Source organism: Rubripirellula lacrimiformis (assembly GCF_007741535.1).
Taxonomy (GTDB): Bacteria; Planctomycetota; Planctomycetia; order Pirellulales; family Pirellulaceae; genus Rubripirellula; species Rubripirellula lacrimiformis.
Genome location: NZ_CP036525.1, coordinates 7621528 through 7638117 on the forward strand (window position 1 = coordinate 7621528; position 16590 = coordinate 7638117).

General features: G+C 57.2%; 10 protein-coding genes. 1 reads left to right on the forward strand and 9 read right to left on the reverse strand.

Going from position 1 to position 16590, the window contains the following annotated elements; all coding sequences use genetic code 11:
* Positions 1–74: 74 nt before the first annotated feature.
* From K227x_RS26495 to K227x_RS26535, 9 genes are all read right to left on the reverse strand, one after another.
* Positions 75–1415, reverse strand: coding sequence for a DUF1501 domain-containing protein (locus tag K227x_RS26495; protein WP_145175106.1), 1341 nt, complete (start codon positions 1413–1415; stop codon positions 75–77).
* A gap of 6 nt (positions 1416–1421) precedes the next feature.
* On the reverse strand, positions 1422–3677 hold the full coding sequence (locus K227x_RS26500) for a DUF1549 and DUF1553 domain-containing protein (protein ID WP_145175109.1): 2256 nt from the start codon (positions 3675–3677) through the stop codon (positions 1422–1424).
* A 173-nt stretch (positions 3678–3850) separates the two neighbouring features.
* Complete coding sequence (locus K227x_RS26505; protein ID WP_145175112.1) at positions 3851–4612, reverse strand: 3-keto-disaccharide hydrolase; 762 nt, start codon at positions 4610–4612, stop codon at positions 3851–3853.
* Between the two features lie 500 nt (positions 4613–5112).
* Entirely contained in the window at positions 5113–6075 is a 963-nt protein-coding gene (locus K227x_RS26510) for a hypothetical protein (RefSeq protein ID WP_145175115.1), read from the reverse strand.
* Positions 6076–6145: 70 nt separating this feature from the next.
* Complete coding sequence (locus K227x_RS26515; protein ID WP_218933558.1) at positions 6146–9160, reverse strand: DUF4838 domain-containing protein; 3015 nt, start codon at positions 9158–9160, stop codon at positions 6146–6148.
* A 206-nt stretch (positions 9161–9366) separates the two neighbouring features.
* A complete protein-coding gene (locus K227x_RS26520; RefSeq protein ID WP_145175121.1) occupies positions 9367–10647 on the reverse strand; it encodes a M14-type cytosolic carboxypeptidase in 1281 nt (426 codons plus the stop codon).
* Between the two features lie 26 nt (positions 10648–10673).
* On the reverse strand, positions 10674–11759 hold the full coding sequence (locus K227x_RS26525) for a sialidase family protein (protein ID WP_145175124.1): 1086 nt from the start codon (positions 11757–11759) through the stop codon (positions 10674–10676).
* A gap of 79 nt (positions 11760–11838) precedes the next feature.
* Positions 11839–13806: a sulfatase gene (locus K227x_RS26530; RefSeq protein ID WP_391540466.1), complete on the reverse strand. Its 1968-nt coding sequence runs from the start codon at positions 13804–13806 to the stop codon at positions 11839–11841.
* 342 nt (positions 13807–14148) lie between these two features.
* The gene (locus K227x_RS26535; protein WP_145175130.1) at positions 14149–14871 is read right to left on the reverse strand and encodes a hypothetical protein; all 723 of its coding nucleotides are present in this window, start codon (positions 14869–14871) and stop codon (positions 14149–14151) included.
* Between the two features lie 254 nt (positions 14872–15125).
* Here K227x_RS26535 and K227x_RS26540 point away from each other — a divergent pair, with 254 nt between their 5' ends.
* Complete coding sequence (locus K227x_RS26540) at positions 15126–16583, forward strand: alkaline phosphatase D family protein (protein WP_145175133.1); 1458 nt, start codon at positions 15126–15128, stop codon at positions 16581–16583.
* The last annotated feature ends 7 nt before the right edge of the window (positions 16584–16590 follow it).

Sequence of the window (16590 nt, forward strand, 5' to 3'; positions counted from 1 at the left end):
GGGGGTGGGCGAATCGAGACGACTCGTTGCTTTATCCACGCCAGGCGATATGAAAGTTCAGTCGACGCGCAGGACTAGCTCATCAGCTCGTCAATCGGGGTCGCGTCACTGACCAAGTGAGTCGGGCGTCCCTGTCCGGTGTACATCATCTGGTCAGGATCGATCCCTAGTTTCCGGTAGATCGTCGACACGAAGTTCTCTGGTGATAGAACTCGTTCGACCGCTGCATACCCTTGGCGGTCAGTAGCCCCGATGACTTGCCCACCACGCGTTTGCCCACCGGCAAACACGACGCTCATTGCGTTGGACCAATGGTCACGTCCACCGCGTTCGTTGATCTTTGGCGTCCGGCCGAATTCCCCCAGAACAACGACCAAGGTGCGTTCCAACATTCCCTGCTGTTTCAAGTCAGCGATCAGTGCAGCGACGGTCGCTTCGAACGGCGGCAACTTCGTATCCAGCGACTTAAAAATATCGACGTGATGGTCCCAACCACCGCTGTAAAGCGTGACGAAGGGGACTCCGGCGCCGACCAATCGCCTTGCCAATAGAGCCTGCTGGCCAAACGAATTCCGCCCATAGGCATCGCGAACAGCATCGGATTCTTTGTGGATATCGAACGCAGCCTGTGCTTCTTTGCTGCTGATGATCTGCAGACTTTGCTGATAAAATTCGTCGACCGCCAACGTGGGGTCAGCGACTGCCGCGTTGTTGAACCGCAGCATCGTATCGATGCGACTGCGGATCTCTTGCCGCGAACTGAACCGCCCATCGGTCAGGCCGCTGGGAATCGTGACATCACGGACGCGAAATCCAGAGTTGTTCGGATTGTCGGGAACCACAAAGGGTGCATACTTGCTGCCCAAGAAATTGGGCCCGCCGGAACGCGACATGCGAGGCAACGAGAAGTAGGCAGGGATCCCGTGTGGAGCACCGATTTCTTTCGAAACAACGCTTCCCAGGCTGGGGTGGAAACTGACGAACGCACCACAGCCAACCGGAATCCGCGGCGGGGCACCGGTCATCATGTAGTGATTTCCAGCGCCATGGTTTCCCTGGTCATGTCGAATCGACCGGACGACTGCCAAGTCATCGCTGATCGCCGCCATCTTTTCCATTGGCTGGGCGAATTGGATTCCCGGCGTCTGGGTCGCGATCGGTTGATAGATGCCACGAATTTCCACGGGAGCGTCGGGTTTCGGATCAAACGTTTCGTAGTGACTCGGCCCCCCATCCATCCAGACCAAGATACAAGCATCGGCCTGAGCATGACGCTTGGGGGAAGCCGAGCTTTCCGATGCTCTTGCCTTCGCCCCCAATGCGCCAGAGAGCCCTCCGGCGACCAGTCCACCAAGGCCCAATTTCAGACCGTCGCGGCGCGTCAGTCCTTCGCAGTTTGTCCAGTGTTTAGCCATGGCTCATCAGTTTTGAATAATAAACTCAGGCGAATTCATCATCGCCCACATCAAGTCTTCAACAGCAGTTCGCCGATTCTCACCAGCATCCGTAATCAGAGATTCGCAGTAACGTTGCTCGTCGGCATTTGGCGTTCTGGAAAAGATCGCCAAGTACAACTCGGATACGAGATCCGCCGCAGACTGGTCGCTTTTCGCCAACCGTGCCGCACGGCTTGAATCGCTGCGAATGCGTCCATCGATCTGGGTCGAGTTCATCAGGTGCAACGTTTGCGTGACCGACGAATCCGGAATCCGCTCGCATGGCGGATCCTGGTTTTCGTCCGGTCTGCCAAACGTATCCAGGAACACCGATTCGATCCGGTGGGTCCATACCTGGTTGGATCGCGACTGCGGTGCCAGCGCCGAAAACGATTCAGACGTTTCCGTAACGTCCGCCACAGCATCGGCGAGCACTTCGGCACGCAACCGATGCCGGTAGTGACGCGAATAGTTCAGCCGATCACTCGCATTGGTTTCGTTGGGCACCGAACTGAGCGAGTAGACGTTGGATAGGACGATCGACTTGATCAGATCTTTCTGGTTGTAGCCGGATTCTTGGAAGTGCACTGCCAACGCATCCAGCAATGCCGGATTGCTGGGCGGATTCGTGCTGCGCAGATCGTCTACCGGGTCGACGATGCCCCGGCCCATCAGGTGCGCCCACAAACGGTTGACGTGGACTTTGGCGAAATAGTCGTTCTGGGGGGACGTCATCCAGGTGGCTAGCGCGTCACGCGGATCTGTCCCCTCGGGCACGTCAGCCTTTCCAAACAGAGGCGACGGGGCCAGCACTTCGTCGGTCACCGGATGTTTGACGTCGCCCTTGGTCGAAACGAAAACGATTTCCTCGCCACCGGAGATTGGCGGTGACAATCCTGTTCCTTTGCGGCCAACTTTTCCGAAGTAGGCGGCGAAGGAGTAAAAGTCGTGCTGACTCCACTTTTCAAAAGGATGGTGGTGGCACTTGGCACATTCCAATCGGACGCCCAGAAACAGTTGGCTGACCAACGTGGCGACTTCGTCCGGACTGCGTCGATCGCGAAACAACGTCGACGCACCGTTTTGCCATGTACTGCCCTTCGCCGTGATCAGCCGACGTGCAAATTCGTCATAGGAAACGTCTTCACGAAACTGTTGGCGAATCCAATTGTCATAGTTCAAAACCGCCTTGATTCCGACCCGATATGGATTGGGACGCAACAGGTCGGCCCATTGATTGGCCCAGTGATCGATGTACTCGGGTTGATTCAGCAGGTGATCGACCAACTGTTCACGCTTCGCTGGATCCGAGGACCGCAGAAACTGGTCGGCCTCTTCGACGGTCGGGACCCGCCCGATGACGTCGGTGTAAACACGGCGCAGAAATATCGACTCGCTGGCCGGATCCGATAATTGGATTTGAAGCTGGTTCAGTTTGTCGTAGACCAAGTCATCGATGAAGTTCGCACGTGGCTGTTGGTCGTAATATCCGTCGGGCAGCGACGCCGTGCGTGGGATACTGACGTTTGCCACACGAATGTGATTCATGTAGCGAGCCATCACCGCCGTTTCGCCTGGAATCGGACCAGCCACAAGTTTCCCCGAATCGTCGACCGATACGACCGCCGAATCGTTGGCCAGGTAACCCGTTAACGAAGTGACGTCACGGGTGCTGCCGTCGCTGTAGTGGGCGACGACTGAAAGTTGATCGACTTCTGCGGGCTTCAACAGGAACTCTGTCTTGGCGATTTCAACGGAAGTCACCGACGGCTCGTCATCCACACGTCGCGGTGCCCCTTGGCGGATCCAGGCCACCAAGGTCGCATAGGAATCCGAGCCGACCTCGATCTTCCGGCCGCCACCATGCGGTAGTTGGGCGGTTGCCTTTTGGATCAAAAGACTGGATTCGGGCGACCGGATCGTCAGCCGACGGCCGCGAGCCTGTCGAACAATCGACGCGTAATCAAAGTCCGAATCAAAACCTAGTAGCGACAGCTGGAACCCGTTCTGACCACGTTGTTTGCCGTGGCAGGCACCGGCGTTGCACCCTTGGGCAGCCAGGATCGGCTGGACGTCCAATTCAAAACTGACAGGCAGTTCGGAATCGGTTGGCCGATCCACTGCTGTCTGATCGGCCAGAACACTGCCTGGCAAGACAGCGGTTTGACAAACGATCCCTAGCAACACCAACGCGACAGCGATGGGAACGGACGACAACCTAGCAAACAGGCGATCAGACATGGCGGGCAGGGAGGTGGGGTGGGATCTGGGGAGGGACCCTCAGTATAAACCATCGCAGTACCCCGTTGGCCAACAACTTTGACCGGTTTTCAGACCCCCCACTCTCACCATACCCGCTGCGGAAACGATCACTTTGCCCGCGAATTGGCGGCATTCGGTGCCCCGCTGATCGACTACTTCTGGTCGGCAGCCTGATCGGCGGTCTGAGCAGGTTGGAAGTCACGAACCCAGATATTGCGAAACCGAACCGGCGATCCATGGTCCTGAATCGTGATCGGTCCTCGGGCCGGATGCGCGTTATATTCCGGTGGACGGGTGAAGGGAGTATCGCCCTGGACTTCGAAGTGGTTCAGGATCAACACCCCGTTGTGCATCGCTGTGATGTACGCCGGCGACAGCAACTTTCCGTCATCATCGAATCGCGGTGCAGTCCAGAAGATGTCATAAGTGTTCCATTGTCCCGGTGGACGCATCGCGTTGACCGCGGGCGGAGTTTGCTTGTAGATCGCACCGGCCTGACCGTCAAAATAGGTTTCGCTTTGATAGGAATCGAGCACTTGAATCTCGTAGATCCCCATCAGGAAGATGCCGCTATTGCCGCGTGATTGACCCTTTCGGTCACCAGGCTCCGGCGCTGACCATTCGATATGAACTTGGCAATCACCGAACGTTTCTTTGCTGATGACAAAGCCTTTCCCGACAACCAACGCGCCGTCTTCGACTTTCCAATTCTCGCCGTTCTTCCAGTTTTGGATATCTTCGGGTTCGCGAAACAGAACGACCGCGTCGGATGGCGGATCACTCGCTGTGTCGCCAGGGGTGACCACCTTGGGCTCTTGCCAATCAATGCCCGACAGGTATTCATCGGCGACTGCGAATGAAAGTGGTGTCATCGCTACGGTGGCGAGCAAGACCGATTGAAGAAGATGTTTCATAGCTTTCCTTTTCGTGATGGATAAATTGGGAACGGCTGCCCGCCTGTCAAATTCGTCAAGACAAGCTGGAAGCCCACCGATTGCGGCGTCACTACTGTATCAAAGTGCCCCAGCCAAATTCGAATCCGCAAAACACGAACCGCAGGCCGGAGGCGCGTCGCTGGTGTGATTCGTCTTGGAACGCTGTCTTGGACGCTTCGTGGGGGAACCCTCTATCGAGTGTCCGCGTCCACCAATCCTAGATCACCCGAATGCTTGTTCAAGGCGCGTTCCTGACCTCGGTTTCATCGAGCGACGGATGGGAAATATATGCCGTGGAGGACGAGGCCACGAGTCCGTCCAGACAACGATCGAACCTGCGTCGCAGTGGGATTCGCCAGAATTCCCGACCGTCGGGTTGGCGGGGGAGGGGAATTTTGGCGATTCCCACTACTGGATTCCCAACACATATCGATCATGCGTTGCATACCGGGCATGGAAGGGAGGCGTACCGGCCACAGCTAGGTCGGATCGTCTTCGGTGACCATGACCTTTTCCAAAATGATTCGTGACGGCTTCAGCATCGCGAATTTCGATCCGGGGATCGGCTGGATGCCGGATTTCGTCGCTCCCTGCTGCATGTCTCTGTCCCAGAACAGATGCGTGTACCCAAGTTCTTGACCGGCTTCGTCATAGAACGTCACAATCACTTTGCCTGAGATTGGACCGTAACCGGTCCCCTGGCACAGGAACGAATATCGAGATTCATCATCAACGGGAAAGAATGAACTTCGAGAATCGCTGCCACACTTCATGACCGTGCGATTGTCCGGACGCTTGAACAGACGTCCCTCCGAATTCGGACGCCAACCACCGGCATTGAATTGGCCATACCGAAAGTCCGGGTTGCAGTTGACGGTGCCTTCGGTGGTTTCCGGTTCCAGTTTCAGACTCTGGACATACAGCGTTCGCTTTCGCGGCGTCAGACTCAGTCGCAGCGTGTCTGCGTTCGGCGGTGCGTAGAACACGAAAACGCAATCGCGAAATTCGCCAGACACGATCGCGATCCCCGACGTATCGACCGCAGTGGACCCGTACAACAGGAAGGTGGTTTTGTTTCCCGAACTGTCGAAGAAATCCAACTCGCATTCGGCAAAGCTGCGGCCTCCGTTCTTCGACATAATCTCTGCGATGCGATCGTTGGTTTCGATCGTATCGCTGTCATCTACCGCCGCACGGAGGGTCAGCTTGTATTTCGTTGGCGATTCCACCGCGATCGGCTTCAGGGCCTGGGTTGCCACACCGGCATCGACGATCAGGCAGCTTTGATCTCGCGCCGTCCCCCACGTGACCCCATCGGTCAGCGGTTCAAACTGCGTGACATCGCGACTCTGGTTGAACGTGATGTCCAGCAGACTTTGGGCGTTGGCCGATGTCACCGCCAACAGCAACCACAATCCGGCGAGAACGTTGACAGGGGTCATCTAATAATGGTCTCGAGTGGTTCAGTGGATTGGGACTGACGCTGTCGATCCGAGCGACTCCGAAGGGCGCTCACTGATCTAGGTTCATTGGGCTGCGCAGCAGAGTGTGATCATGGAAGATGCTTCGCCCATTCAAGGTGCTCTCTTCGCGCTGCGGAGTATGCGGGCTGAACACACGGCAAAACTTGCCGTCCAAATCGACGGATTCCGAATCCACACCAATGTCAGCAAGCGGCACGGCAAGCAGAGCGGACCATCGGCCATTGCCGGCAACGTAGCGAACCCGAGTCTTGTTGGACCAGTCACGATTCGTGTCCCAGTTCTTCAGCGAATAGGTGCCACCGTCTGCTCCCAACGCAAAGTAATAAGTGTCGGAACCAGAACGCAAAACGATCTCCACCCGGTCGTCGGCGGGGAAGACATCGGTTTGCGATGGTGGTGCGGTCGCCTTCGCAGCGTCGTCGAAAGCATCCATTTTGAAGTACAGGCTATCCTGGTCTCGCATCATCGCAACGGTTGTTTTGTGAAGGGGAGAATGATCCTGCGGAACTGGCCGCCAGTTCGCGACAGGCTTGAAGTCGCTGACTTGGTGAGCCTTGTACCAATGCGGCGATTCGTACTGATTCCATTGCTGAGTCGATTCTGCAACCAACGGAACAGGCAATCGGTTCAGTTCAGCCGCCAACATGTCGAACTTGGCGAGCGTCCGTTCGATCAGCTTGATCGATCGCCGATCCGTGGCGACATTCTTTGCGTCCAACAGCAAACGTCGTGCGTCTTTTTCGATGCCCGGATCGACGATGAACTTCTGAAACAGTTCCGTCGATGCGGTGTGGCAGTTCACGGGCGTTGGATTCGATGCATCATGCCAGGAATCGCTGATCAACTGATAGAACTGGATCATCTGGGGCGCCGCATCGCGGTAAGTCCGCGTGATGTACTGTTCACGCAGATCCGCCGGATCCAGAGTGGGGTCCCACTGCAGTTTCGCGATGATCCATTTTTCGACGCCGTCCACATCCCAGCTGTTCAGATCGCCGCTACCATCGGCCGGGAACCCTTCGTTGTGTGCGTGGATCCCGCCCATTTCGGCAAGCGCCCGGTAGTCGGGGCCTGCGGTATCGGCCAACGCATTGAATCCGCTGGCATAGTAGTATCCAAAGTAGCCAAACCGCACTTCCTGCTGTTCCCCCCATTGCTGCATGCGTCGCTTCCAAACGCTGCCGCGTTCACTCTTCTGTTCCATGATCGGATAGCGTTCGTCCTTGGTCGGATACGCTGCAAAGTGGGGCACGATCGCGGGGTGCAGCTGAACCTTGGGTGGCTCGGACGCAAAAATGTAGGCGTGCGTGTGCAGTTTCAGCGTCGGATTGTCTTCGACCAGGTTCGCCGCCATCTTGTTCAACATCATGTAGTTGCGAGTCGAAAAGAACAGTTGGTCCTTCACACTGTTGGTCGACGTGGCGGCCAGTTCCGTACCGTCGGCCAGTTCAATCGGCTTCATGCATTCGTCACAGTTGCAGACTTCCCAGTTATCACCAATGCGCGAGATCAGGAATTCGAGCGGCATGCCAGGCACACTGTCGATCATTTCTCGGGCGGCGTCGGCCATGATGCGAGGGACGCTCGGATGGGTGTAGCACGGTTGCCGCCACTTGTTTCGTAGTCGATTGCCGTTGACCAGCGGATACAACGTCTCGTCTTCTTGCTCCAACCCCATGAACGACCAGATGTACCCGCCACCGGCGCCAATGGTGGCTCCCGATCGCCACTGCAACCAGGGAAAACCTTTGCCCAGTTTGATCGGCGAATTGCCACCGTTACGGCCAATCCATTGATGACTGAGCACCGGATTCGGATCGCCACCGGCGAAGTTCATTTCGCGTATTTCGAAGGCGGGACGAGACCGAAAGTCAGTGTCCCTGAAATCGATGTTGGCCTGTTTCGAAAAGATCGCAACGAAGTCCGGATGCGGACGCGGCCAGATGATGTCCGTGTTCTTTTCAAGCAGCGCGTAGACCCCAAATAACGTGCCGCGTGGATGGCTGCCAAAGACATGAATATTGTCGCCGTCACGACGCACCGCGTAACCGTCGGAATCGGCCAAGAACTTCAAATCATCGGCGTACGGCGTTGCCCATTCGGCGCCCAACAGGATCTTGGTGTTCGCACGGTCAGATGGTTTCGCCAGCAGAGGAATCCGCTTGCCGGTGATCTGTCGAATCCAGTGCTGCAGTTCTTGCGCGGCGTACCGCTGCCTGGCATCACACCCGCCGCTAAGAATGATCTCGCCCGGAAACACCGGACTGTCGGTCGGCGCAGCGACTGATGCGGACGCACCCTCATCGACCCCATCTTCATCGACCCCATCTTCATCAACACGACGCAGCGCCACCGAAGTGATCGTTTTGGTGCGGTAGGCCGGAATATGGTCAAAACTGGTTTGATAAAGCAGCCGTAGGTAGCGTGCCGTTTCCGGCGTCCTGAATTCGGCATGCCTGTTGTACCGGTTGGGCGGCAACAGGTGCATGTCATCGTCGTATGCCAGCACATAGGACGGCATCGTCGAACCGCGTTCAAATCGGTACAGCGATCCGCCGTCGACAGGCAACCGGTCGGTGATTGCGAAACCGTTGTGTTGGACGATCATCGCGGTCTTGCCGTCCACCTGTTCAATGACGGTGTTGTTGTGTTCGGACCATCCCGAATAGTTGCCCTGGCCCTCGCCGAAGTCGCCGTTGACCAACAACCCATCAGGAACGATCGGATCCAGCCTCACATCGCTAACCTGCGGTAGCTCGCCGCTGTAGCGGATCGAAAACTCCACGGCCTGGGCATCGGGCGGCGTTCGAAAGGCGCGCGTGTATGTCGACTGTCCCGAAACAAGGTTCTGCCACTCAGCCTCGTAGCATCCCGCGTGGGGAACGTCGCCACGTTGGTCGAACGAACGGATCACCCATCTCGCCTGCTGGTCACCGGCGTCGGCTTGGAAAACCAGTCGATAACAAGTGGCGGGATCGACCGGCAAACGAGCGATAACGACCTCGCCTGCGTCCGCCGCGGCGCCGGCGAGAAGGAACAGCAACAAGACAGCCCCCAGCGATTGACCCACACTCGGTTCCAGCCTCACCGATCGGACCAGGGCTTGGCCCCGACCGGCGCTTCGTGTCCAAAGTCTGGCGACTTTGGCGACGGGTGACCCCGTGGCAAAGTGTCGGGGCGCGGAAGCGGTTGTCATGTGGGCAGGCGAGCGGTAGGAGGCGGGAGGTAAGAATCCGGAGAGCGAATCGGTCATTCGGTGGATTGCTGCGTTGGATCTTCTGTTTGCAGAAACTTCGCGATGCCTTTCATTAGACCGGCACCGACGGATTCGTAACCGGCGATCGTACTGTTGGGGGTATCCCATGGCGTTTCGAGACAGACCGACACCGCTTGGTCATCGCTGTGCTGCGACACCCAAGTCCCCGAGATTTTTTGCCAGTTCGGATCGTAGCGAGGGCCGGTCGAACGGGTCTTGCGAGTCATCGGAATTTGTCCGTCATAGACGTCGCAAATCAGATCAAGAAATTCACTGCGCCGGGCGAGTTCAGCCGGGCCGACCACCTCGGGGGGAGGCACAAAGAAAAACGCTTCCTTGTCGTTCGGCCCAGGATTGTGAAGATCGACAAAGACGGCCAGCCGAGCGTCGGTTCCCCACGCACCGATTCGCTGCTGCGCCGCTGCCACCTCGGGATAGTGAGGCTGATCGGACCAGTCGCGATTGTGATCGTTCGGCAGAGCCCCTTTGCCGCCGTCGCCTGTCGAAACGCGATCCACATCCATGATGGGAACCACATAAACGACCGCGTTGTCGCGAATCCATTGGGCGTCTTCCGAGTCGCCCACAAGCCACTGGCCGATCCCACGCGCGACCCAACTTGAACCGCTTTCCCAAGCATGTTGGCGTGCCTGCAACCAGACGACCGGTCGCAACTGGCGATCGGGATCACCGTCACCGCCAATGCGGATTCCATGGACCACACGCCCCTCGCGTGTTTTGGAAAGCCGGAACGAGTGGACGAAATCGTATTGGTTGGCAATGCCTTGGATCCATTGGTTGATCATGCCGGTTGTCGCCGGCGGCCCCCAGGCAACCCACAGTTCGTTGCCGGGTGAGGTCAATTCGTAGGTCATGGCCGAATCGCTGAGGTTCCCGGGACGCGACTGCCGCCACTTCTTTCCATCAACCGACCATGCCGCTTGCGAAGGCTGCGACCAGTACGCGGGTATCGGCTTTCCTCCGGCACGCCGCCGTTCGGCCGCAACACGATCGGAGGCCTGCAACGTCAACGTCAGCGTCTGACCGGGGGACAATCCTGTGACGCGAAAGTACCACCACGCAGGCCAGCCGCGCGCGGGATCACCGCCCGGCATGAAGGTGATGGTCGATCGTTCTTGATCGATTGCAACAACCGTTGCGGAACCGCCTTCGAAGTCCGTGTCCACGACCAGCGGGGCGGCGCCGGCTGCCTGGCACGGACTCGGCAACGACGCACCGGCGAACAGCAAAGCGATGATCAGTCGGTATTTCATAAGTACTTATCCTGTTTGCAGCATGGCTATTGGATCTGAACATCTGCCAAATAGATGGCAGTGATCACCTTCCCACCTGCGTCCGTTTCGTGGCTGGAATACCACGATACCAAACCGTGCCGGTCGTCAATCGCGATGAATCCCGGATACGAATTGTCACCACCGCTAGGCAGTTCCGCGATGGGTTCCAGTTCGTCATCGATTAGCCAGTAGAGTGCGGTCTTCGGTCCGGCGCCGGTATTCCTTCGCCCGCCGACCAACAACCGATCGCCCCACGATTCCAGCATCGGTCCGCCAACAAAAAGAGGCAACGGCTTGCGATCCCACGTCAGGTACGGTGGTCGCGAACGGGCTAGTTGTGAAGCCGGTCCGTTCTGGCGACTGAGTGCCAAAATGGTTTTGTCAGGCAGTATCTGAAATGCGGTTTCGTTTCCTGATTCGGGTTGAAATAGCGATCGAAATTTCCAGTTCAAACCATCCGTGCTTTCCAACAGCGTCCCTTCCAAAATCGAAGCGCCACCCGCACCGGATTCGGCTTCGCTGTAGCCCCGTTTGCGACGACCACAAAGGTACGCGGTTTCACCATCCGTCACCGCTCGCCAAATGTAGTGCCCGTACGTCCCTTCCATTTGCTGCGGTTCGCTCCACGATTTGCCATCGTCCGTCGAAACGGCAAAACCAAGCTGCTTGTTGATGTCGTAGTCCTCGCGATCCAGCTTGCCCTCTCCACTGAACCAGGTACCGGTGAAGATGAACAGCTTTCCCTTGAAGGCCAAGAAGTGTGGATCGCGGGTGTCACGCAGCGGGACGGAAAACTGATGAACGGTGTCCCACGTTTTCGCATCATCGCTACGAAGAACGATGATCGATGACGAGGAATGCACCATATGGCCGTCAGGGCAACTTCGAAACGCAAGCCAATACTGGCCCTGCCAACGAATCATATCGGTAAATGCATTGTGCTGACCGTTGTCAAACACACGGCGAACATTGGTCACATCGATCGCAGGAACAGAGTCCTCGGCACGAACATTCGCCGACAAGAAAGCAAGGCTCCCAACCGTCAGCAAAGCGATCAAGCGGAAAACACGGCAAGCAAAGAAATGAAACATAGGGCGATGGATCTCGCAGGTAAAAGGCAGAACTTTAGACACACGCACCGGAGCCGCACAACACAACACGCTTTGCGATTCAGAATTCCCATCGATACACGTCGTTTCCATCGGCGGTGGTGATTCGAAGATTCGACAAGACGATCTGGCCTTCGCCTTTGGCAGGATCGATGCGTACACCGACGACGGGGCTCTGGGCTGACCACTGAACGCGATATTGATGATCGTTGCCGTCGTGCTGCACCGAAAACGGCTTGCTGCGGACAGCGGCAAACGGTGGAGTGACGCCTGCTTCAGCCCAGAAGACCTGACCATCGCCCGAGGCTGTCGACTTCATCGTGAACTGCAGGACCAGATCTTTGTCGGCGACCGAATCGGGCAGGGTAAAACTGAGGTAGGGATCGCGTCCGTCGCTGGAAACGACCAACGCATGGGCTTTCAGCGAAAGCTGGCAGGTGCCCCCCGGCAACCAGCCCGCGACCGGTTTTGCATTCCTTGGTCGCTGCTTTTTGTTCCCCCCGCTTCCCTTCAAAGCTGCCTTGCCGATCAAATCGCGTTGGTACTTTGCGGGATTGAATTTCGGATTGACAGCGGGAAGGACCGCCCCGGTGTCTGAAAGAAAGGCATCGATCAACTGGTCTAGTTGCGCCACTCGGTCCGGGAATTCCGACGCCAGGTTCTGCTGTTCACCGATATCGTCTTTCAGATGGAACAACTTGAAATCGTGCGTACCGTCATCCCCACCGTGGAAGACACGAATCAACTTCCAATCGCCGGCATGGACACTGACCGCCGGCGGCAACCATTCCGGGATATGGGGCGAGTGCGGGAAGTACGTGAAGATCGCGTCACGCTCAAGCGCCCCCCCCTCCAACGCGGGCACGATGCTGATGCCGTCGAACGCTTGGTTCGGCTGGGCTTCGATGTCCAATAGTTCCAACAAAGTCGGATAGAAGTCGCTGGACTGGATCACTTCGTCGCTGCGAGATCCGGGTTGGACGCGTCCTGGATCAACAACGATCGCAGGACCGCGAACGCCGCCTTCGTACATCGTTGCTTTGCCGCCGCGAAGCGGTGCGTTGCTGGTCGCCGAGGTTCCATCGACCTCGTTGTACATGTTGCCACCGTTGTCCGAGGCGAACACGATGATCGTGTTGTCGGCAATCCCCAAACGATCCAGGGTATCCAGCAAAACTCCGACCGCATCATCCATGCTTTCGATCATCGCCGCATACGTTGGACTGCGTTGGGAATCATTGGCATCGACCAGTGGACGATACTTGTCGATCAGTGACTTCTTGGCGTCGAAGGGAGCATGCACGCTGAACATCCAGTAGTTCAGAAAGAAGGGCTCGTCACGATGCTGGTCCAAAAACGCAACCGCTTCCTTCGCCATCCGGTCTTCGAGGTGTTGATCGGGAATGTCGGGATCGTGATCAAAATCTTTGAACGCCCAGGGCGCCACGTAGCTACCCGCAGGACCAGGACCGGGGTGATGGGGAACGTCGACGTCGAAGCCATGTTCCAGCGGCGAGTAGGGTTCAGCCCCCAGGTGCCATTTCCCAAAGTGGCCGGTCGCGTAACCGTGGTCGCGGAACATTTCGGCGAGCGTGTAGTAATCCGTTTTCAGTCGCGTCACCGGGTTGGGAATGGTTGCCTTTTGATTTGCAGGTCCGGATTCGGTTGCGGCCGCAGACAACCGAACCAATGGCAAATGGCAATTCGGCGTCGTGATCCCGTGCCTAGCTGGACTGAGTCCGGTAAGAATGCTGGCCCTCGTCGGCGAGCATAACGGACTGTCCGAATACGCTCGCGTGAACGTCATTCCGCGTGCCGCCAATCGTTCGATGTTCGGCGTCTTGTAGAACGATGTCGTGCCGAACAGGGTCGTGTCGCTCCAGCCAAGGTCATCGGCCAGAATGAACACCACATTGGGCTTGGTTTCTGCACGCGCCGGTGCTGTCAGTGCCCCCGGCGTTAGGATGCAAACAAAAATCGCCAGCCGCTGGCACACCGCAAGTCCAGCGTGGCAGGTGGAATCAGTCAGGATGTTCACGAACAATCGGGTCCTTCGAAGAAGCGGAAAGTACCGGCTTTCTGCCGACCAATCTGCGTTCCTCTCTGGAACATCACAAAACGGCATCCGGTGACACCAGGATAAACGGTGGAATCACCGCGTGAGTCCATTGGGCCGTGGCATTTGCAAAATTCGCTGACAGCAACAACGACCGCCCCGCAGCCGGGGTGGGTCAAAATTCGAATAGAAGGGATCGCGATGGGCGTCCGCAGAGACAACTTTACCTGGCAAAGATCGCCTGCAGAAACTCCTCGCCCGTTTGCGTGTCGTACTCATCGATGATCCGGACGATCCGACGGCACGCTAGATCTTTTAGGGGACCATTCGGCCCAAGGCGGGAAGCAGGTCCTGGTACAAATCGTCACCGGGATGATGCCCACTGGAATCGTATCGCAGCACGAACTGTTCATCGATCAAGTGGAAGCCTGGGATCTTTTCGTAGGTTTCGATCCCCAACATCGACGCGTCGCCTCGCAACACGATCGTTTTTTCCGTTCGTTTCATCTGGAAGTGCTTTGCCCATCCGGCGACCTCGGCTTGGCTAGGGCTAGACATCGACTTGCCGTACAGCAGCAGCTGCACAAACACGACGTCGTCTTTGCCCAAATCGACGCCCGCAAATCGATCGGCGTAATGGTGGATCGATTCCAAGTTTGGTTGCACAGCCACACCAGCGAAGCCGCCGAATTCTTGACCACCGGCAAACGCTTGGCAACCTTTGCATGGCACGGCGGCAAGTTCCAACAGGATCACTTTGCCGGCAAAATCACTGAGCCGAACCGTTTGCCCGTCTTGGTCCGCGAGGATCAGATCGGGATATCGTTGGCCCTTCTGTGGCGGCCAATCTCCAATCACCACCGGTTCAGCGTTCCGGATGCCTGTCCACGCGACGCTGTGGACGGGCAGTTGATTGATCACATCATCAAGGATCGGCATCGGTGAATTGCTGGTCATCAAAAACGCTGCGATCGCGACGGGCGTCGCCAACAAAAGGGCGACCATCAGACGGACGATCAAGTGGTAGGGGCGGGCCATGGGGAACCTTACGGGTCGGCGGGAGGATGCGATGAACTCTACGCCCACCCCGCCCGTGGTCGGGTTCGCACGAATGGCAGATCCCAATTGCGGCGAACCAGCGCTACGATATTCCTAATTACGCGGGTTTTGATATCAGCCGGATTGGACCGATTGAGATGGAACCCGCCATTTCGAAGAATGCTTCGCCGGAATCGCGATGCTAGACTTGGGTTCCTGCGAATTGCCCCTGCACCACCTGATTCGACATCGTCATGCCAAAGCCACCTATCTGCTCTGCGATCGCTGCCACCATCTTTGTTTTTGTTAGCACCGTCTTCCTAGCGAGCGTGGGGGGCGCGAAGGAACCGCTGACCGATGGCGAGCAGTCGGTCGTGATGAAAGATCTGGACCCGTACCTGATCGAAGCGTTCTATGGTGCCGACGCAAACGGGCGAACAGGCCGATTGGGTGCCGAGGGATCGATCGCAGACCTGCTTGCCGAACCCAAATTCATCGACTTGATACAGAAGCACGACTTGAAGCTCTTCAGCGGTCCGATGCTGGGTGACATCAAACCGACATCTGCCAAGTTCTGGGTTCGCACGGCAGGCAGCGCCACGGTCCAAATCCTAGTGGGCGAACTGGCATCGGAAACGATCCGCACGACCGCCGACGACGACTTCACAGCCGTCATGATCGTCGACGGTTTGAAACCGTTCAGCGACTATTCCTATGCGGTCAAGATCGATGACCAAACGATCCAACGCGACACGTTTCAATTGCGCACCGCCCCGCAACCGGGCCAGAAAGTCAACTTCCATGTGACCTTTGGATCGGGATCCCGCTACGTCCCGACGAACGAATACGCCTGGGACAACATGGCTAGCAGTCGGCCGTTGGCGTACTTGGGTCTGGGTGACAATGTCTACATCGACGTGGTCGATCGTCGTGGTGCCCAGCGAATGTTTTACTATCGCCGGTGCCTTAGCCCGGCTTATCGCGACCTGATCAGTCGTGTCGGCATGTACGCGGTCTGGGACGACCATGACATGGCGATGAACGATTCCTCCGGCGGCGCGGGCTTGAACAAGCCTTGGAAAGTTCCCAACTGGAACGTCTTCAAACAGAACTGGAACAACCCCGGCTACGGTGGCGGCAAAGCGGTCCCCGGCACCTGGCATTCGTTCTCCCTTGGCGACGTCGACTTTTTCATGACCGACGGGCGTTTCTACCGCGACAAAAAAGATAAGACCATGCTGGGGCCAGAGCAGAAGGAATGGTTGCTAAAAAGTCTGGCGGCGTCCAAAGGAAAATTCAAAGTCATTGCATCGGGAACCATGTGGTCGGACGGTGCCGACAAGGGCGGCAAAGACTCTTGGGCCGGCCCATGGGCGAAAGCTGAACGCGATGAAATCTTTGACCTGATCAACGACCAGAAGATCGACGGAGTGATCTTGATCTCGGGCGACCGGCATCGATCCGACATTTGGAAAATCGAGCGGCCCAATGGATACCCGTTGTACGAGTTCGTTTCGGCAAAGGTCACCAATCAACACACACACGAAACGATGCCCGCCGCGGAGTGGTCCTACAACGAAGGCAATTTCTGGGGCCAACTCAGCTTTGACCTGCGGAAGTCCGACCCCACGATGACATTCAAGTGCGTCGACATCAGCGGCAAGGTGGTGAAAGAATTCCCGCTGAAGTTGAGCGAACTGAGCCACGATTGAACGATTG